Consider the following 17726-nt stretch of genomic DNA (forward strand, 5'->3'; position numbering starts at 1 on the left):
GAATGGTTCCGGTCAGTCAGCCAGTGCAGCCTTTTGCAATTCGAAGATTTCGGTCATGCCTTTCTTCGCCAGCTCCAGCATGGCATTCAGCTCTTCAGGCTGGAACGGCGCACCTTCGGCGGTGCCCTGCACTTCGATGAAGCCACCGGTGCTGGTCATTACCACGTTCAAGTCCGTCTCGGCAGCCGAGTCTTCCAGGTAGTCGAGGTCGAGCACAGGCTCGCCCTGATACATGCCCACCGAAACGGCCGCGATCATTTGCTTGAGTGGGTCGCCGCCTTTCAGGCCGCCACGCTTCTTGATGACTTTCAAGGCATCGACCAGTGCAACCATGGCACCGGTAATGGACGCCGTGCGGGTGCCGCCGTCAGCCTGGATCACGTCGCAGTCGACGTACAGGGTAACGTCGCCCAGCTTGGACATGTCCAGCGAGGCGCGCAGGGAACGACCGATCAGGCGCTGGATCTCCAGGGTCCGGCCGCCTTGCTTGCCACGGCTCGCTTCACGCTGGTTACGCTCGCCGGTGGCGCGCGGCAGCATGCCGTATTCGGCGGTCAACCAGCCTTGGCCCTGGCCTTTGAGGAAACGCGGCACGCCGTTTTCAACGCTGACAGTGCAGATGACTTTGGTATCACCGAACTCGACCAGTACAGATCCCTCGGCGTGTTTGGTGTAGTTGCGGGTAATGCGGATCGAGCGGAGCTGATCGGCAGCGCGACCACTTGGACGTTTCATAGGGAATACCTGTACGGAGGACGGAAAACTGCCGAGCATTATAGAGCCGCGCGCCAAGACTGGGCACTTCTAAAAAAGCCGCCCGACGATTGAAGGGCCTGGTTTGAGCTTAGAACAGCGCTTAACCGACGGCCTGCAGCCCTTTGTCACACCGTGTGTTTGGGCGCATCCGCCCCACTGCGCTACAATCCTGCGCCTTTGCTGCCTCTTGGCTTCAATTCACAGATAGCGGGTCCGCGAAACCTTGGGTAACGCATGGACCTGCATTGCGAGGTACCTCCATGGTGCACAGCATGACCGCCTTCGCCCGCGTCGAAAAAGCCGGCGCCCAAGGCACCCTGAGCTGGGAACTGCGCTCGGTCAACAGCCGCTACCTGGAACCCCACCTGCGCCTGCCCGAGTCGTTTCGCGACCTCGAAGGCGCGGTCCGCGAGGCACTGCGTCAGGGCATCTCCCGAGGCAAACTCGAGTGCACCCTGCGCTTCACCGAAGAAAACACTGACAAACCCCTGCAAGTGGACCGCGAGCGCGCCGCGCAACTGGTTGCGGCCGCCGAAACCATCGCAGGCCTGATCAAGAATCCGGCGGCGCTGAACCCGCTGGAAGTGCTGGCCTGGCCCGGCGTTCTGGTCGGCGACGCCAGCGACCCGCAAGCCTTGAATGCCGAAGCGCTGGCACTGTTCAACGAAGGCCTGAAAGAACTCAAGGCTGGCCGCGAGCGCGAAGGTGCGGAGCTGGCACGGTTGATCAACGATCGCCTGACCTCCATTGAAGAAGACGTGGTGACCCTGCGAGAACTGGTTCCGCAGATGCTCGCCACCCAGCGCCAGAAAGTCCTCGACCGCTTCGCCGATATGAAAGCCGAGATGGACCCGCAGCGCCTGGAACAGGAAATGGTCATGCTCGCGCAAAAGAGCGACGTCGCCGAAGAACTGGATCGCCTGAGCACTCACATCATTGAAGTTCGCCGGGTGCTCAAGTCCGGCGGTGCTGCCGGTCGGCGCCTGGACTTCCTGATGCAGGAACTCAACCGCGAAGCCAACACACTGGGCTCCAAAGCCTTCGACCCGCGCAGCACACAGGCAGCGGTCAACCTCAAAGTGTTGATCGAGCAGATGCGCGAACAAGTGCAGAATATTGAGTAAGGCAAACCCGACATGACCCACAGCACCGGCACCCTGTACATCATTTCCGCCCCTTCGGGCGCGGGCAAGAGCAGCCTGGTCAAGGCCCTGACCGACACCAACCCGGAGATCCGCGTATCGATTTCCCACACCACCCGTGCCATGCGCCCGGGTGAAGTGGACGGCGTGAACTACCACTTCGTGAGCCGCGAAGCCTTTGTGAAGATGGGCGAACACGGCGATTTTCTGGAGCGCGCCGAAGTATTCGGCAACTTCTATGGCACCTCGCAAAGCCATCTGCAGCAAACGCTGGACGAAGGTCACGACCTGATTCTGGAAATCGATTGGCAAGGCGCCGAACAAGTGCGAAAGCTGATGCCTCAGGCGCGTTCGATCTTCATTCTGCCGCCATCGCTGCAAGCCTTGCACCAGCGCCTGACCCACCGTGGCCAGGACAGCGACGAGATCATTGCGGGCCGGATGCGTGAAGCCGTCAACGAAATGAGCCACTATGTCGAGTACGACTACCTGATCATCAATGACGATTTCTCCCACGCACTGGATGACCTGAAGGCGATTTTCCGTGCCAATCAATTGCAACAGAAGCGCCAACAGGTGCGTTTCGGCATGTTGCTGGCTGAATTGCTGGGCTGAAACAGCTCTTCCCAAAACCGCTGCAAGGGCTTTACATTGGCACTTGCAGCGCGTTGAAGGGCTTGGTCAAAAAATCAGCGCTTCCCTAATCGCTGGTGATTTTTTAAACTGTTGAGTCCGCTCGCCCAACCGGGCAGCGCGCATATTGCATTCGCTCCGAGGAATACCATGGCCCGCGTAACCGTTGAAGACTGCCTAGAACACGTGGAAAACCGCTTTGAGCTGGTCATGCTCTCTACCAAGCGTGCCCGTCAACTGGCCACAGGCGGCAAAGAGCCACTGGTTCAGTGGGAAAACGACAAGCCTACCGTTGTAGCCCTGCGTGAAATCGCCGAAGGCCTGATGAGCTACGAGTTCATCGCCAACGCTGAAATCGTCGAAGACGAACCGCTGTTCGCAGCGTTCGAGGACGAGTCCAACGAGGCCGTCTAAGCCTATGCCTGGTCGACGTAGCACGGCGCGGGGTCACAACGAACGGCAGGAGTCATCATGCCGAGCATAGACGCCCTCGCCGATCGCTTATCGACCTACCTCGGCAAGGACCAGGTCAACCTGGTCCGCCGAGCGTACTTCTACGCCGAACAAGCCCACGACGGCCAACGCCGCCGCAGCGGTGAGGCGTATGTCACGCATCCTCTTGCCGTGGCCAATATTCTTGCCGACATGCACATGGACCATCAGAGTTTGATGGCCGCGATGCTGCATGACGTGATCGAAGACACCGGTATTGCCAAGGAAGCGCTGCAAGCGCAGTTCGGTGAAACCGTGGCCGAACTGGTCGATGGCGTCAGCAAGCTGACCCAGATGAACTTCGAGACCAAGGCCGAAGCACAAGCCGAAAACTTCCAGAAGATGGCCATGGCCATGGCGCGCGACATTCGCGTGATCCTGGTCAAGCTCGCCGACCGCCTGCACAACATGCGCACGCTGGAAGTCCTGTCTGGCGAAAAACGCCGGCGGATCGCCAAGGAAACCCTGGAAATCTATGCACCCATCGCCAACCGGCTGGGCATGCACGCCATTCGCATAGAATTCGAAGACCTCGGCTTCAAGGCGATGCACCCGATGCGTTCCGCACGGATCAACCAGGCGGTCAAGCGCGCCCGGGGCAACCGCAAGGAAATCGTCAACAAGATCGAAGAGTCCCTCAGCCACTGCCTCGCCATCGACGGTATTCAGGGTGAGGTCAGCGGTCGTCAGAAACATCTCTACGGCATCTACAAGAAAATGCGCGGCAAGCGTCGGGCCTTCAACGAGATCATGGACGTCTATGCGTTCCGTATCATCGTCGACAAGGTCGATACCTGCTACCGCGTGCTGGGTGCCGTGCATAATTTGTACAAACCGTTGCCGGGTCGCTTCAAGGATTACATCGCGATCCCCAAGGCCAACGGCTATCAATCGCTGCACACCACGCTGTTCGGCATGCACGGCGTACCGATCGAGATTCAGATCCGCACCCGTGAAATGGAAGAGATGGCCAACAATGGCATCGCCGCCCATTGGCTGTACAAATCCAGCGGCGACGAGCAGCCCAAAGGCACTCACGCCCGCGCCCGCCAGTGGGTCAAAGGCGTGCTGGAGATGCAGCAACGCGCCGGCAACTCGCTGGAATTCATCGAGAGTGTGAAGATCGACCTGTTTCCGGACGAGGTCTACGTGTTCACGCCCAAAGGCCGGATCATGGAGCTGCCCAAAGGCTCCACGGCAGTCGACTTCGCTTATGCGGTGCACACCGACGTCGGCAACAGCTGCATCGCCTGTCGGATCAATCGTCGTCTCGCGCCGCTGTCCGAACCGCTGCAAAGCGGCTCCACGGTCGAGATCGTCAGCGCTCCCGGCGCACGGCCGAATCCGGCGTGGCTTAACTTCGTGGTCACCGGCAAGGCGCGGACGCATATCCGTCATGCACTCAAACTGCAACGCCGCTCCGAATCCATCAGCCTGGGCGAACGCCTGCTGAACAAAGTGCTGAATGGCTTCGACAGCTCGCTGGAAAAAGTTGCGGCGGAGCGCGTCAAGGCGATGCTCACCGAGTACCGTCTCGAACTGATCGAAGACCTGCTCGAAGACATCGGCCTGGGTAATCGCATGGCTTACGTGGTCGCCCGCCGCCTGTTGGGCGAAGGCGAACAGTTGCCAAGCCCGGAAGGCCCGCTGGCGATTCGCGGCACCGAAGGTCTGGTCCTCAGTTACGCCAAGTGCTGCACGCCGATCCCGGGCGACCCGATTGTCGGTCACCTGTCCGCAGGCAAAGGCATGGTCGTGCACCTGGACAACTGCCGCAACATCAGCGAAATCCGCCACAACCCGGAAAAATGCATCCAGCTCTCGTGGGCCAAGGATGTCACCGGCGAATTCAACGTCGAGCTGCGCGTCGAGCTGGAACACCAGCGTGGCCTGATCGCACTGCTGGCCAGCAGCGTCAACGCGGCCGACGGCAATATCGAAAAAATCAGCATGGACGAGCGCGATGGTCGCATCAGCGTGGTTCAACTGGTGGTCAGCGTGCACGACCGCGTGCACCTGGCCCGCGTGATCAAGAAACTGCGCGCACTGACCGGGGTGATTCGCATCACCCGCATGCGCGCCTAAGCCAACCTATTACAAGGAGTCATTCATGACCAAGACTGTTATCACCAGCGACAAGGCCCCGGCCGCCATCGGCACTTACTCCCAGGCGATCAAGGCGGGTAACACCGTCTACATGTCGGGTCAGATTCCTCTGGACCCAAAAACCATGGAACTGGTTGAAGGCTTCGAGGCCCAGACCGTCCAGGTGTTCGAAAACCTGAAAGCCGTGGCCGAAGCCGCTGGCGGTTCGTTCAAGGACATCGTCAAACTGAACATCTTCCTCACCGACCTGAGCCACTTCGCCAAGGTCAACGAGATCATGGGCAAGTACTTTGACCAGCCATACCCTGCCCGCGCCGCCATCGGTGTAGCCGCCCTGCCAAAGGGTTCGCAGGTTGAAATGGATGCCATTCTGGTCATCGAGTAATACGTCCGGCGCAGCCCCTGGGCTGCGTCGATTCTGTTTTGAAAGGATTCCACCATGCGCCAAGCGCTAGCCCTCTCGCTGGTCGCCCTGTTCTTGGGCGGATGTGCCAGCAACCCTGCCGACCGTGACATCAGCGGCACCTGGATCAATCAGGTGGCGATCGACGCTGCATCCAAAGGCGGCCCACTGCGTGAAGCGCTCCAGGCCTATGGCCCGAACCTGGAATGGGACGTCAACACCAAGGCCGGGCAGGCCCGCTACACCAACGGTTTTGAAAATGTCGACGGCAAGCTGCTGGGCGAGGAGTCCGGCGCCTGGAAAGTCGACTTCTATGGCAGTTCCGCCAGCGAGCTGAAGCGTGACGGCAAGCAACTGAGCCAGATCGCCAGCGACAACGAACCCGCACAGGTCTTTGACCGCGCCCTGATCCCCGTACCGGATGGCGCGCCGATGGGTGCGAGCTTCGAACGCGCGCTGTATTCAGCCTACATGGGTGGCAGCTGGAAAGTCGTCAGTGGCCCCGGTGAAGGTAGCACTGTGCAATTCCAGGCCGACGGCCAGGTGACCGGTCTGCCGGGCGCGGATCGCTATGCACTGTGTCTGGCCGGCGATTGCGCGTCGATGAGTGGCGGCGACGACAACATGTGGCTGCAACTGAACGGCCAAGGCAACACGTGGATCTTTGCGCGCAAGGGCAAGGAACTGGAGATCCTGCAGGCAGTGAACACCGCACAGGCGGATGAAATGCCTCAGTTCACGCCGGGTCAGCGCAAATGGTTGCTGGAAAAACAGTAACCCGATCTTAAGACCACCAAAAAACTAATGTGGGGGCGGGCTTGCTCGCGAAAGCGGTGAAACAGTCAACGATGATGTTGAATGTTATGGCGCCTTCGCGAGCAAGCCCGCCCCCACATTTGGTTTGTGGTGACAGGGGTCAGCAGCGGCCTTCGAGAATGGCGGCGTAACCTTCACGATAGCTTGGGTACTTTGGCGTCCAGCCCAAGGCCTTCGCCCGTGCATTACTGCACCGTTTGCTACCTGTGCGCCGCACGCTCGCATCCTCGGACCATTCAGTCACGCCCAGATATTCACGCAACCAGTCCACCACTTCGGCCAGCGGTGCAGGCGCATCGTCGACACCGATATAGATGTCATCCAGCGCAACACCACGCCGATCCGCCTCAAGCAGAAACGCCATCAGCCCCGCCGCGTCATCCGCGTGAATGCGGTTGCCGTACAGCGGCGGATCGATCGCCACGCGATAGCCGCGACGAACCTGAGTCAGCAGATATTCACGGCCCGGGCCATAAATACCGGTCAAACGCACGATGCTCGCCGGGATGCCACTGTTGAGCGCCACTTGCTCCGCCTCCAGCATCAGTCGACCTGAATAGCCGGCAGCGATGGTCGGCGATGTTTCGTCGACCCACTCGCCCTCCTGCTGGCCATAAACACTACTACTGGAAACGAACAGCAAGCGATTGGGCACCTGCCCATAGTCGCCCAGCCACTCAAGCACGTGCTCCAAGCCCTCGACATAAGCGGCGCGGTAACCGGCTTCATCGTGATCGGTGGCGGCCGCGCAATACACCAGATAGTCCACCGCACCAACCGGCCAGGTGTGCGGGCAGTCTTTGTTGAACAGGTCGCCGGCAACACCGATCACCCCATTGGGCAGGCGCGAGACGTCACGTCGCAGGCCGTGAACCTCCCACCCTGCAGCCAGCAATTGTGTGGCCAGACGACTGCCGACGTCGCCGCAGCCGGCGATCAAAACAGATGGCGCGGACATCAAAAAACTCCTATCGGAAAGCCACAGACTAGCGCCGGCAATGGACGAGCGGCTAGCGATGAAGGAAAAAAAGATACTCTATTACTTTTGTTAACAAGAATTACTTGCAATAATGCCCACCACTTTTGTTCTCGGCCTTCGAGGCCTGGAAGAACATTTACCGTCTTTTTCTCTCAGGTCCGGCCAGCATGACACGCAATCAATTCCTCGCTTCGCCAACCAAACGACCTCGCGCCTGGAGCGCGGTGGCCGCCCTGCTGCTCAGCCTGATGCTGGCGCCAACCGCCACATTTGCTGACGCACAAGCGCCGGCTACCCCAGCCACCCAGGCCGCGGCCGCACCTGCTCCAGCCGATCACGCCGCACCGGTGGCCACCGACCCGGCCCAGGCAGTAGACACCACTGCCGAAGACGCTCCTGAAGTCCTCGAAGCCGACAACTCCCTGGGCATGGCCCATGACCTGTCGCCGTGGGGCATGTATCAGAACGCCGACATCATCGTGAAAATCGTGATGATCGGCCTGGCTATCGCGTCGATCATCACCTGGACCATCTGGATCGCCAAGGGTTTCGAGCTGATGGGCGCCAAGCGTCGTCTGCGCACCGAAATCGTCCACCTGAAAAAGGCCACCACCCTCAAGGAAGCCAGCGCGTCTGCCACCAAGGCAGGCACCCTCGCCAACTTGCTGGTGCATGACGCGCTGGAAGAAATGCGCCTGTCGACCAACAGCCGCGAGAAAGAAGGCATCAAGGAACGTGTCGCCTTCCGCCTCGAGCGTCTGGTCGCAGCCTGTGGTCGCAACATGAGCAGCGGCACCGGTGTACTCGCCACCATCGGCTCTACCGCGCCGTTCGTGGGTCTGTTCGGTACCGTATGGGGCATCATGAACAGCTTCATCGGCATCGCCAAAACCCAGACTACCAACCTTGCCGTCGTGGCCCCCGGCATTGCCGAAGCCCTGCTGGCGACGGCGCTGGGCCTGGTGGCCGCGATTCCAGCCGTTGTGATCTACAACGTCTTCGCCCGCTCCATCGCCGGCTACAAGGCGCAAGTGTCCGACGCCTCGGCAGAAGTCCTGTTGCTGGTCAGCCGCGACCTCGACCACCAGCCTGAGCGCAGCTCGCAACCGCACATGGTGAAAGTGGGGTAATCGGCCATGGGCCTGCATTTGAAAGAAGGCGCAGACGACGATCTGGCCGAGAACCACGAAATCAACGTCACGCCGTTCATCGACGTGATGCTGGTGCTGTTGATCATCTTCATGGTGGCCGCTCCGTTGGCCACCGTGGACATCAAGGTCGACCTGCCCGCCTCCAGCGCCAAACCGGCGCCACGGCCAGAGAAACCGGTGTTCCTCAGCGTCAAGGCTGACCAGCGCCTGTTCCTCGGCGAAGAAGAAGTGAAGGCCGAAGCCCTCGGCGCCACCCTCGACGCCAGGACCCAAGGCAAGAAAGACACGACAATCTTCTTCCAGGCCGATAAAGGCGTGGACTACGGCGACCTGATGAGCGTGATGGATAACCTGCGTTCCGCGGGCTACCTGAAGGTGGGTCTGGTCGGGCTTGAGACGGCAGTCAAGAAATGATCACGACGCGCCATAAGCTGACGCGTTACAGCGGGAGCCTGGCCGTGGTGCTGGGCGTCCATGCAGTGGCCATTGCGCTGGCGATGAACTGGACCGCACAACCACCCATCGAGCTGCCACCGCAGGCGATGATGGTCGAGCTGGCGCCGGTTCCTGCCCCGCCACCACCGGCACCGCCAAAGGTGATAACGCCGCCACAACCACCCGCGCCGGTGGAAGAACTGCCGATCCCGAAACTGGCCGAAGTGCCGAAGGCAGAAATTACCGTACCGAAACCGGTCAAACCCAAGCCGAAGCCTCAGCCGCCCAAGCCTGTGGAGAAAAAGCCGGAGCCGCCGAAGGAAAAACCGTCCGAGGAAAAACCGAGCGACACGCAACCGACCCAGGCACCGACGGAAAAATCCGCACAACCGGCACCGGGCCCATCGCCCGCACAGCAGGCCGCCAAGGCCAGCTGGCAAGGGACGCTGCTCGCTCACCTGGCCAAGTACAAAAAGTACCCGGCCAGTGCCCAGGCGCGGGGCAAGGAAGGCTTGAACCGTCTGCGTTTCGTGGTGGATGGCGAAGGTAACGTGCTGTCGTTCGAACTGGTGGGCCGCTCCGGCAACGCCGATCTGGATCGGGCGACCCTGGAAATGATCAGACGTGCCCAACCGTTGCCCAAGCCACCGGCCGACATGCTGAACAACGGTTCCATCGAAATCGTTGCACCGTTTGTTTATTCGCTCGAACGTCGCCGCTAATCCAACGCTGAACCAGGGTGGGAGTGGGCTTGCTCGCGAAGGGGCCGTATCAGATGACATCAATGTTGGATGACACACCGCTATCGCGAGCGAGCCCGCTCCCACAGGAGATCTTCAGCGAGCGAAATACCTGCAAAAGGCACCCGAAAGGTGCCTTTCGCATATCCGCCAGCGGCAAACCCGCATTGCCCGGTGTCGCGCGACACACTCTCTCTGATAACGTGCGTCTATCGATTGCAGCCGGTATGCTTGGCCCGCAACTTCATGGACGCTCGCTATGACTCTTACAGAATTACGCTACATCGTTACCCTCGCCCAAGAGCAGCACTTCGGCCACGCGGCCGAGCGTTGCCACGTCAGTCAGCCGACCCTGTCGGTGGGCGTGAAAAAGCTTGAAGACGAACTCGGTGTGCTGATCTTCGAGCGCAGCAAGAGTGCCGTGCGCCTGACCCCGGTCGGCGAAGGCATCGTGGCCCAGGCACAGAAAGTCCTGGAACAGGCCCAGGGCATCCGCGAACTGGCCCAGGCCGGCAAGAACCAGCTGACCGCCCCGCTGAAAGTCGGCGCGATCTACACCGTCGGCCCGTACCTGTTTCCGCACCTGATCCCGCAACTGCACCGGGTCGCCCCCCAGATGCCGTTGTACATCGAAGAAAACTTCACCCACGTGCTGCGCGACAAACTGCGCAACGGCGAGCTCGACGCGATCATCATCGCCCTGCCGTTCAACGAAGCCGACGTGCTGACCTTGCAGCTCTACGACGAGCCGTTCTACGTCCTGATGCCGGCCCAGCACCCGTGGACGCAAAAAGAATCCATCGACGCCGCCCTGCTCAACGACAAGAGCCTGCTGCTGCTGGGCGAGGGCCACTGCTTCCGCGACCAAGTGCTGGAAGCCTGCCCGACGCTGACCAAAGGCAACGACGGCGCCAAGCACACCACGGTGGAATCCAGCTCGCTGGAAACCATTCGCCACATGGTTGCCTCGGGGCTCGGGATTTCGATCCTGCCGCTCTCGGCAGTCGACAGCCACCACTACGCCCCCGGCGTGATCGAAGTGCGGCCACTGACACCGCCGGTGCCGTTCCGCACCGTGGCCATCGCCTGGCGAGCGAGCTTCCCGCGGCCGAAGGCGATTGAAATCCTCGCTGACTCCATTCGCCTGTGCTCGGTGGCCAAACCGCCCGCGCCAGTAGTTGCGGCTTAAGTCGCTGTCATGACCGAGTTGTCGCAAGTGTCGGTAACGGCACTCAAGGGTGTCGGCGAGGCCATGGCCGAGAAACTGGCCAAGGTCGGCCTGGAGAATCTTCAGGACGTGCTGTTCCACCTGCCGCTGCGCTATCAGGACCGCACTCGTGTGGTGCCGATCGGCCACTTGCGACCCGGACAGGACGCCGTGATCGAAGGCACCGTCAGCGGCGCCGACGTGGTCATGGGCCGTCGCCGCAGCCTGGTCGTGCGTTTGCAGGACGGCACTGGCGGGCTCAGCCTGCGCTTCTACCATTTCAGCAACGCCCAGAAAGAAGGCCTCAAACGCGGCACACGGATTCGCTGCTACGGCGAAGCGCGGCCCGGTGCGTCGGGGCTGGAAATCTACCACCCGGAATACCGCGCCATCACCGGCGACGAGCCGCCGCCCGTGGATGAAACCCTGACGCCGGTCTACCCGCTCACCGAAGGCCTGACTCAACAGCGTTTGCGCCAACTGTGCATGCAAACCCTGACGATGCTCGGCCCGACCAGCCTGCCCGACTGGCTGCCGACCGAACTGGCGCGGGACTATCAACTGGCGCCGCTGGCCGATGCGATCCGCTACCTGCATCACCCGCCGGCCGATGCCGACGTCGACGAACTCGCCCTCGGTCATCACTGGGCCCAGCACCGTCTGGCCTTCGAAGAACTGCTGACCCATCAACTGTCGCAGCAACGCCTGCGCGAAAGCATGCGTTCCCTGCGTGCGCCGGCGATGCCGAAAGCCACGACGCTTCCGGCCAAGTATCTGGCCAACCTGGGGTTCGCACCGACTGGCGCCCAACAGCGCGTCGGCAACGAAATCGCCTACGACCTCAGCCAGCACGAACCGATGCTGCGGCTGATTCAGGGCGACGTCGGCGCGGGCAAAACCGTGGTCGCCGCCCTCGCCGCGCTCCAGGCTTTGGAGGCGGGTTATCAAGTCGCGTTGATGGCCCCCACCGAAATCCTCGCCGAGCAGCACTTCATCACCTTCAAGCGCTGGCTCGAGCCGCTGGGCATTGAAGTCGCGTGGCTGGCCGGCAAGCTCAAAGGCAAGAACCGCGCGGCTGCGCTCGAGCAGATCGCCAGCGGCACACCGATGGTGGTCGGCACTCACGCGCTGTTTCAGGACGAAGTGAAGTTCAAGAACCTCGCCCTCGTGATCATCGACGAACAACACCGCTTCGGCGTGCAGCAACGCCTGGCATTGCGACAGAAAGGCGTCGGCGGGCGGATGTGCCCACATCAGCTGATCATGACCGCCACGCCGATTCCTCGAACGCTGGCCATGAGTGCCTACGCCGACCTCGACACTTCGATCCTCGACGAACTGCCGCCCGGCCGAACGCCGGTGAACACGGTGCTGGTCACCGACACCCGGCGCGTCGAAGTCATCGAACGGGTGCGCGGCGCCTGTGCCGAAGGGCGTCAGGCCTATTGGGTGTGCACGCTGATCGAAGAGTCGGAAGAGCTGACCTGCCAAGCGGCGGAAACCACTTTTGAGGACCTCACCGCCGCCCTCGGCGAGTTGAAGGTCGGACTGATCCACGGGCGCATGAAGCCCGTCGAAAAAGCTGCTGTGATGGCCGAGTTCAAGGCCGGCAACCTGCAACTGCTGGTCGCCACCACCGTGATCGAAGTCGGCGTCGACGTGCCGAACGCCAGCCTGATGATCATCGAAAATCCCGAACGCCTCGGCCTTGCGCAGCTGCACCAGTTGCGCGGCCGCGTCGGCCGAGGCAGCGCCGCCAGCCATTGCGTGCTGCTCTACCATCCGCCGCTGTCGCAGATTGGCCGTCAGCGTTTGGGCATCATGCGCGAGACCAACGACGGGTTTGTCATCGCGGAAAAAGACCTCGAACTGCGCGGCCCCGGCGAAATGCTCGGCACGCGTCAGACCGGCCTGCTGCAATTCAAGGTCGCCGACCTGATGCGCGACGCCGATCTTCTTCCCGCCGTGCGCGACGCCGCCCAGGCATTGCTGGAGCGCTGGCCGGATCACGTCAGCCCGCTGCTCGACCGCTGGCTGCGCCATGGGCAGCAATACGGCCAAGTGTGAGCACCGTCGCAGATTCTGGACGATGCCTTTAGACAAGCTGGTTATACTCCTGCAATTGTTTGAATACGGATACAGACCATGACTGAAGCTGCCCTCGTCCCCGAAACCCCGCACGCTCCGTCTGTTATTCGGCTGCTGCTCGCCAAACTGGGCATCGCCTACGAAGAAGTCCTCGACCACCACGGCCTGAACGCCTCGCGCAAAGTGCAGGCGGTATTGCTCGACGACGCCGTCGGCGCGCTGATGGTGCTGTTTCCGCAGAGCCAGTTGCTCGACCTCAATCGTCTCGCCGAACTGACCGGTCGCCGCCTCGCTGCCGTGTCGACCGAGCGCCTGGAAAAAATGCTCGGCAAACACAGCCTGAGCCTGCTGCCCGGCCTGCCGGCACTGACCAGCTCGCCGTGCCTGTACGAAGAAAGCCTGCTGCGCGAACCGAAGTTGCTGATCAACTCGGGCGAGCCGGGCGTATTGCTGGAAATCACCAGCGAAGCCTTCAAGACCATGCTGACCAAGGCCAGCGCCGCCAACTTCGGCGAAAACCTGACCAGCATCCGCCCGAACCTCGACCGCCCCGACGATGACCGCGAGGAAATCACCCAGGCCGTCCAGGCGTTCACCGCTCGGCGCATCCAGCAACGCCTGGAAGCCACCATCGAAATTCCGCCGCTGGCCGAGACCGCACAGAAAATCATCAAACTGCGCGTCGACCCCAACGCCACCATCGACGACATCACTGGCGTCGTCGAAACCGACCCGGCCCTGGCCGCACAAGTGGTGAGCTGGGCGGCATCGCCGTACTACGCGTCGCCGGGCAAGATTCGTTCAGTAGAAGATGCAATCGTCCGCGTGCTGGGTTTCGACCTGGTGATCAACCTGGCGCTGGGACTGGCCCTGGGCAAAACCCTCAGCCTGCCCAAAGACCACCCGCAACACACCACGCCGTACTGGCAGCAATCGATCTACACCGCCGCCGTCATCGAAGGCCTGACCCGCGCCATGCCCCGTGCCCAGCGCCCGGAAGCCGGCCTGACCTACCTTGCCGGCCTGCTGCACAACTTCGGCTACTTGCTGCTCGCGCACGTCTTCCCGCCGCACTTCTCGCTGATCTGCCGCCACCTGGAGGTCAACCCGCACCTGTGCCACAGCTTTGTGGAGCAACACCTGCTGGGCATTAGTCGTGAACAGATCGGCTCATGGCTGATGCGCTACTGGGACATGCCGGACGAACTGGCCACTGCGTTGCGCTTCCAGCACGATCCGAGCTACGACGGCGCCTACGCTGAATATCCGAACCTCGTGTGCCTGGCGGTGCGCTTGCTGCGTAGTCGCGGCATCGGCTCCGGCCCGGATGAAGACATCCCGGATGCCTTGCTTGAACGCGTAGGTTTGACCCGCGACAAAGCCAACGACGTCGTCAGCAAAGTCCTCGAAGCTGAAGTGCTGCTGCGTGAACTCGCGTCGCAATTCACCCAAGCCTAAAAGCATCGCGAGCAAGCCTCGCTCCTACAGGATTTTGGTGATCCCTGTAGGAGCAAGGCTTGCCCACGAAGAATCCCCCCCAATCCAACTGAACCACCACACCCCCTGTGGCGAGGGAGCTTGCTCCCGCTCGACTGCGCAGCAGTCGCAACCCCAGCCAACGCGGTGTGCCAAATACAACCAAGGTCTCAGGCTTTAGGGCCGCTCCGCAGCCCAGCGGGAGCAAGCTCCCTCGCCACAAAAGCCCCCTCACCCAGTCTTGATCAAGGTTCTCAAGCCTTGGCCTTCGCCTTCCGCGGCTTCAAATACTTGGTCAACCCCTGAAACCAGATCACCAGCGCCGGATTCCCCTTGATCTGAATCGACTTGTCCTGAATCCCCGTCATAAACGCCAACTGCTTGTTCTTCGCCTGCATCGTGGCAAAGCCATACGCTGCATCCTTGAACGCAATCGCAAACGCCGGTTCGGCATACACACCCGACTTGCTGGTAATGCGCTGATCCTTCACAAAGAAATGCCGCGCCACTTTCCCGTCCAGGGTCTGTAGCTGGAACACCAATTCCTTGTCACCCAACTGCTGCTGAAACGCAGGATTTGTCCGACTGGCCTTACCCATCAACAAACCCAGCATCCACAGAAGAAAACGAAATTTCATACGTGCAGCCTCAAGAGAAAAATGAACGGCCGGCGCAGTGTAGCGGCTTCGAGCAGGAACGCCACTGTTGTGCAGTGTTAGAAGAAGATGCCGGTATTTTTGACGCTGATGACTACCAAGTCATTGACTAAACGTCGATGTTTAAAAGCCGAGGACTTTTGATCTTTCTACGCTCGGTTCTATCGGACATTTCCTTCAACACGTGGCGCTGTTCATGAACTAGGCATCTCTAATCTTCATCGATAACCTTTGCTCGTTGCCGCGAAATCGGCGACCGGATGTGCAAGTCCGAAACCGGAGAAAAATTTCATTAACTCCAAGGATTTACACCAATGACCAATCCGACGCCCAATGTTCCCGAATACGAGACCACATCCCCCTACGAATCCTTCGATTCCAAAAAACTCCACGAAGCCGCCGAGCGCGCCCTCGACCATCACCTCGGAACACATCCTGATAAAAAATCCAAACGTCGCAATGGCGACCTCTTCAGCGTCTGCCCCGACATCAACACTGAAACCCTCCTCGCCAACGCCTCGGAAGACCTCTTGTCCATCAGCGCCATCGCCGCCGACCTGGCCGACGGCGTGGAAGGCTCACGCCGCTCCGTAGCCCTGGCGCTCAGCCGCATGGCCGACGGGGTGCATTTGCTGGTTGAGCGAGCGCTGGATCATCTGGATGAACCGGAAATGGCGGCGATTTTCGCCAAGCAACAAAGCCGAGTCAGCTGACCTGTAGGAGCCGGCTTGCTGGCGATGGCGGCGCATCAATCGACGTAAAAAAGGGGACTTGGCGTCCCCTTTCTCGATAATCCCTAACTCGACAGCCTGTCTCGGGCAGCGAGTTCAAACCTGTCATTTTTTTAGCGGTTCATGGGTAACTGAAAACGCATTCGTACAGCGCAATAGGCGAGGTCTTCGCGCAACATGCGGAAACTCATGTCGCACTGCGCATCGGCGTATTGCTTCCAAACCGGATCGTCGAATTCAACTCCGCCTAGCAGGTTGATCGAGGCCTTTAGGCCGTTTTCTCGATCCGGCCCTGCCATCAGCGATGCAGCTTTGTAAAAGCCATCATTCGGCATCCCTGTCTGTAGATAAATGAGTTCGCCCAACCGGGCATTGGTTGCACGCGCCAAACACGCAAGCTTCTCGATTGGCGCCTCAGCTCCCGGTAAAGCGGACTGATAGATATCTTCGCAATACGTTTCTTTGAAACGCACCCACTTTCTTTGCACGTCGGTCAGTTGCTTCTTGTCTGCGGGAGCCAAACTGGCCATTGCTTTCTTGTATTGCTCATTCAAGACGGCATCGACTTTCTCGAGGCTTTGCTGACCGCAAGTGATCAAATCGGGATTGGTGAAGCTGTCGTGGTTGCAGGTTTCCTGAGCATTCGCCGAGATCATCGACGCCGCTAAAACGAAGCCCGTCAACGCCATCGCAAGCCTCTTAAGTGTTGTGCTCACTGCTGGGCCCCTACGCTACTGCCAAGCTCCAGTTTCTGATTCGCCACAGCCTGCTCGCCCATTACTCCACCGCTCCTTTACTGCGCTCAGCCACTCGATCAGGAATCTTCGACCCCTTGCCCGCGCTGGTCATCAACGAGGCATATTGCTTGTAAGCCTGCGCCGCCCGCACCTTATCTTTCACGCCCCAGTAACTATCCGCGAGATTCAGATAGGCAACTGTTCTGCCGGGGTTTCTGGCAATAACCGCGTTCAACAACTCAATGGATTCTTCGTAATAGCCGGACTCGCCCAATAGAAAACCGACGTCGTTAGACCAGCTTGGCGATTGAACGAAGTCATACTTTTGCGCGATGTAACTGTGCGGATAGCAGTGGCCTTCGCCCCCATCCATCAGAAAATTCGCCATCACCGTCGAAACGGCCTCTTTCTGCCCTTTTCGATACAGCACCAGCGCTTGGTCGAGCTGGTACGCGATATCCGACATCATCAGTTTTTTGTAGCCCTCGGCGGGTCGCTTAACGTGCAGGTCATGCAACTGCTCAAACACCTTGCGCCCATCGAACGACGACAACGAGGTTTCGCCGATCATGCTTTTGGGTACTTCTTCAACACTGACTACCGAGCGATCACAGGACTCGTTGTTGGTTACCTGCACTAGGCTACTCAGCTCAAACTGTTTTGAGTTTTTGTTGTAGCGGAACACCAGATTGAAGTTGTAAACGCCGTTATCTTCTTCGTTACTGACCAGCACAAGCGCGTCCCCTGCTTCAGCGGAAGACTGCTTGACTGACACGGGCTCCCCTTGCATATCGACAACCGTAAGCACACCTGCCGGACTGTTGATCACGTTGATACTGAAGCCTTCACTCATGGCCGCCGAGTATTGGCTTTTGATTAACGGTATCGCTTTGGATGTATCCAGCAGAATGTCGTCGCTGGCCCCAGGCTCAGGCGCGATCAGCAGTCGGTGATAAGCTTCATCGGTATCACCAGTCAGCACAAACACGTTTTGACGTGATGCATCACCCATTAAACTGACCGGAATCTTCCTGATAACCTGCGGAGTAGCGAGCGCAGGCGAAAGCAGCAGAGTGACATAGCAGACTAACGCGCAAACAAAGCACAAAAAAAAGCGTTTCACTGTCTTCAATTCCATAATTCAATCAGTTGAAATTCCCGCGACAAAGGAACGCAGT

Annotated in this window: 18 protein-coding genes; 13 read left to right on the forward strand and 5 right to left on the reverse strand. The window is 60.0% G+C overall.

Annotated elements, in window-relative coordinates; genetic code table 11:
* Positions 1-12: 12 nt before the first annotated feature.
* The gene (gene rph, locus ACM1ZW_RS08100; RefSeq protein WP_010465211.1) at positions 13-735 is read right to left on the reverse strand and encodes a ribonuclease PH; all 723 of its coding nucleotides are present in this window, start codon (positions 733-735) and stop codon (positions 13-15) included.
* 281 nt (positions 736-1016) lie between these two features.
* Here rph and ACM1ZW_RS08105 point away from each other — a divergent pair, with 281 nt between their 5' ends.
* The 6 genes from ACM1ZW_RS08105 to ACM1ZW_RS08130 all read left to right on the forward strand — a co-directional run bounded on the left by ACM1ZW_RS08105 (position 1017) and on the right by ACM1ZW_RS08130 (position 6309).
* Entirely contained in the window at positions 1017-1880 is an 864-nt protein-coding gene (locus tag ACM1ZW_RS08105) for a YicC/YloC family endoribonuclease (protein ID WP_253433788.1), read from the forward strand.
* A gap of 12 nt (positions 1881-1892) precedes the next feature.
* Complete coding sequence (gmk, locus tag ACM1ZW_RS08110; RefSeq protein WP_017341488.1) at positions 1893-2513, forward strand: guanylate kinase; 621 nt, start codon at positions 1893-1895, stop codon at positions 2511-2513.
* A 168-nt stretch (positions 2514-2681) separates the two neighbouring features.
* Entirely contained in the window at positions 2682-2945 is a 264-nt protein-coding gene (gene rpoZ / locus ACM1ZW_RS08115; protein WP_003177259.1) for a DNA-directed RNA polymerase subunit omega, read from the forward strand.
* Positions 2946-3002: 57 nt separating this feature from the next.
* The gene (gene spoT / locus ACM1ZW_RS08120; RefSeq protein WP_017341489.1) at positions 3003-5108 is read left to right on the forward strand and encodes a bifunctional GTP diphosphokinase/guanosine-3',5'-bis pyrophosphate 3'-pyrophosphohydrolase; all 2106 of its coding nucleotides are present in this window, start codon (positions 3003-3005) and stop codon (positions 5106-5108) included.
* Between the two features lie 25 nt (positions 5109-5133).
* Positions 5134-5514, forward strand: a complete 381-nt coding sequence (locus tag ACM1ZW_RS08125; protein ID WP_003229509.1) for a RidA family protein — start codon at positions 5134-5136, stop codon at positions 5512-5514.
* A gap of 54 nt (positions 5515-5568) precedes the next feature.
* On the forward strand, positions 5569-6309 hold the full coding sequence (locus tag ACM1ZW_RS08130) for a hypothetical protein (RefSeq protein WP_017341491.1): 741 nt from the start codon (positions 5569-5571) through the stop codon (positions 6307-6309).
* Positions 6310-6448: 139 nt separating this feature from the next.
* Here the strand turns inward: ACM1ZW_RS08130 and ACM1ZW_RS08135 are convergent, their stop codons facing one another.
* Positions 6449-7306, reverse strand: a complete 858-nt coding sequence (locus ACM1ZW_RS08135) for an SDR family oxidoreductase (RefSeq protein ID WP_017341492.1) — start codon at positions 7304-7306, stop codon at positions 6449-6451.
* 188 nt (positions 7307-7494) lie between these two features.
* On the opposite strand from ACM1ZW_RS08135, the gene exbB reads away from it, so the two are divergent.
* From exbB to ACM1ZW_RS08165, 6 genes are all read left to right on the forward strand, one after another.
* Positions 7495-8457 carry a tonB-system energizer ExbB gene (gene exbB / locus ACM1ZW_RS08140; protein ID WP_416740389.1) on the forward strand — a complete coding sequence of 321 codons (963 nt, stop codon included), beginning with the start codon at positions 7495-7497 and terminating at the stop codon, positions 8455-8457.
* Positions 8458-8463: 6 nt separating this feature from the next.
* Positions 8464-8892, forward strand: coding sequence for a TonB system transport protein ExbD (gene exbD / locus ACM1ZW_RS08145; protein ID WP_017341494.1), 429 nt, complete (start codon positions 8464-8466; stop codon positions 8890-8892).
* A complete protein-coding gene (locus ACM1ZW_RS08150) occupies positions 8889-9635 on the forward strand; it encodes an energy transducer TonB family protein (RefSeq protein WP_017341495.1) in 747 nt (248 codons plus the stop codon). The genes exbD and ACM1ZW_RS08150 overlap by 4 nt, the downstream gene beginning before the upstream one ends.
* A gap of 277 nt (positions 9636-9912) precedes the next feature.
* Positions 9913-10842 (forward strand): hydrogen peroxide-inducible genes activator, encoded by a 930-nt coding sequence (locus ACM1ZW_RS08155; protein WP_017341496.1) that lies wholly within the window; start codon positions 9913-9915, stop codon positions 10840-10842.
* Positions 10843-10851: 9 nt separating this feature from the next.
* Complete coding sequence (recG, locus tag ACM1ZW_RS08160; protein WP_017341497.1) at positions 10852-12927, forward strand: ATP-dependent DNA helicase RecG; 2076 nt, start codon at positions 10852-10854, stop codon at positions 12925-12927.
* Positions 12928-13005: 78 nt separating this feature from the next.
* A complete protein-coding gene (locus ACM1ZW_RS08165; protein WP_017341498.1) occupies positions 13006-14406 on the forward strand; it encodes an aminoacyl-tRNA deacylase and HDOD domain-containing protein in 1401 nt (466 codons plus the stop codon).
* 272 nt (positions 14407-14678) lie between these two features.
* Here the strand turns inward: ACM1ZW_RS08165 and ACM1ZW_RS08170 are convergent, their stop codons facing one another.
* Positions 14679-15062, reverse strand: a complete 384-nt coding sequence (locus ACM1ZW_RS08170) for a hypothetical protein (RefSeq protein ID WP_038980709.1) — start codon at positions 15060-15062, stop codon at positions 14679-14681.
* A 332-nt stretch (positions 15063-15394) separates the two neighbouring features.
* On the opposite strand from ACM1ZW_RS08170, the gene ACM1ZW_RS08175 reads away from it, so the two are divergent.
* Positions 15395-15793 carry a DUF6124 family protein gene (locus ACM1ZW_RS08175; protein WP_017341500.1) on the forward strand — a complete coding sequence of 133 codons (399 nt, stop codon included), beginning with the start codon at positions 15395-15397 and terminating at the stop codon, positions 15791-15793.
* A 131-nt stretch (positions 15794-15924) separates the two neighbouring features.
* On the opposite strand, the gene ACM1ZW_RS08180 is transcribed toward ACM1ZW_RS08175, so the two are convergent.
* Both ACM1ZW_RS08180 and ACM1ZW_RS08185 read right to left on the reverse strand, forming a co-directional pair.
* On the reverse strand, positions 15925-16500 hold the full coding sequence (locus ACM1ZW_RS08180; RefSeq protein WP_017341501.1) for a lysozyme inhibitor LprI family protein: 576 nt from the start codon (positions 16498-16500) through the stop codon (positions 15925-15927).
* A gap of 88 nt (positions 16501-16588) precedes the next feature.
* A complete protein-coding gene (locus ACM1ZW_RS08185) occupies positions 16589-17686 on the reverse strand; it encodes a tetratricopeptide repeat protein (protein ID WP_050558267.1) in 1098 nt (365 codons plus the stop codon).
* Positions 17687-17726: the final 40 nt, after the last annotated feature.

Origin of the sequence: Pseudomonas sp. NFX71 (genome assembly GCF_048079215.1) — a bacterium.
Taxonomy (GTDB): Bacteria; Pseudomonadota; Gammaproteobacteria; order Pseudomonadales; family Pseudomonadaceae; genus Aquipseudomonas; species Aquipseudomonas fluorescens_B.

Coding starts and splice junctions, on each gene's coding strand:
- rpoZ (WP_003177259.1), top strand. CDS start 2,682: ATGGCCCGCGTAACCGTTGAAGACTGCCTAGAACACGTGGAAAACCGC.
- rph (WP_010465211.1), bottom strand. CDS start 735: ATGAAACGTCCAAGTGGTCGCGCTGCCGATCAGCTCCGCTCGATCCGC.
- ACM1ZW_RS08105 (WP_253433788.1), top strand. CDS start 1,017: ATGGTGCACAGCATGACCGCCTTCGCCCGCGTCGAAAAAGCCGGCGCC.
- ACM1ZW_RS08180 (WP_017341501.1), bottom strand. CDS start 16,500: ATGGCGTTGACGGGCTTCGTTTTAGCGGCGTCGATGATCTCGGCGAAT.
- ACM1ZW_RS08125 (WP_003229509.1), top strand. CDS start 5,134: ATGACCAAGACTGTTATCACCAGCGACAAGGCCCCGGCCGCCATCGGC.
- spoT (WP_017341489.1), top strand. CDS start 3,003: ATGCCGAGCATAGACGCCCTCGCCGATCGCTTATCGACCTACCTCGGC.
- ACM1ZW_RS08185 (WP_050558267.1), bottom strand. CDS start 17,686: ATGGAATTGAAGACAGTGAAACGCTTTTTTTTGTGCTTTGTTTGCGCG.
- ACM1ZW_RS08170 (WP_038980709.1), bottom strand. CDS start 15,062: ATGAAATTTCGTTTTCTTCTGTGGATGCTGGGTTTGTTGATGGGTAAG.
- exbD (WP_017341494.1), top strand. CDS start 8,464: ATGGGCCTGCATTTGAAAGAAGGCGCAGACGACGATCTGGCCGAGAAC.
- ACM1ZW_RS08155 (WP_017341496.1), top strand. CDS start 9,913: ATGACTCTTACAGAATTACGCTACATCGTTACCCTCGCCCAAGAGCAG.
- recG (WP_017341497.1), top strand. CDS start 10,852: ATGACCGAGTTGTCGCAAGTGTCGGTAACGGCACTCAAGGGTGTCGGC.
- ACM1ZW_RS08175 (WP_017341500.1), top strand. CDS start 15,395: ATGACCAATCCGACGCCCAATGTTCCCGAATACGAGACCACATCCCCC.
- ACM1ZW_RS08130 (WP_017341491.1), top strand. CDS start 5,569: ATGCGCCAAGCGCTAGCCCTCTCGCTGGTCGCCCTGTTCTTGGGCGGA.
- gmk (WP_017341488.1), top strand. CDS start 1,893: ATGACCCACAGCACCGGCACCCTGTACATCATTTCCGCCCCTTCGGGC.
- ACM1ZW_RS08150 (WP_017341495.1), top strand. CDS start 8,889: ATGATCACGACGCGCCATAAGCTGACGCGTTACAGCGGGAGCCTGGCC.
- exbB (WP_416740389.1), top strand. CDS start 7,495: ATGACACGCAATCAATTCCTCGCTTCGCCAACCAAACGACCTCGCGCC.
- ACM1ZW_RS08165 (WP_017341498.1), top strand. CDS start 13,006: ATGACTGAAGCTGCCCTCGTCCCCGAAACCCCGCACGCTCCGTCTGTT.
- ACM1ZW_RS08135 (WP_017341492.1), bottom strand. CDS start 7,306: ATGTCCGCGCCATCTGTTTTGATCGCCGGCTGCGGCGACGTCGGCAGT.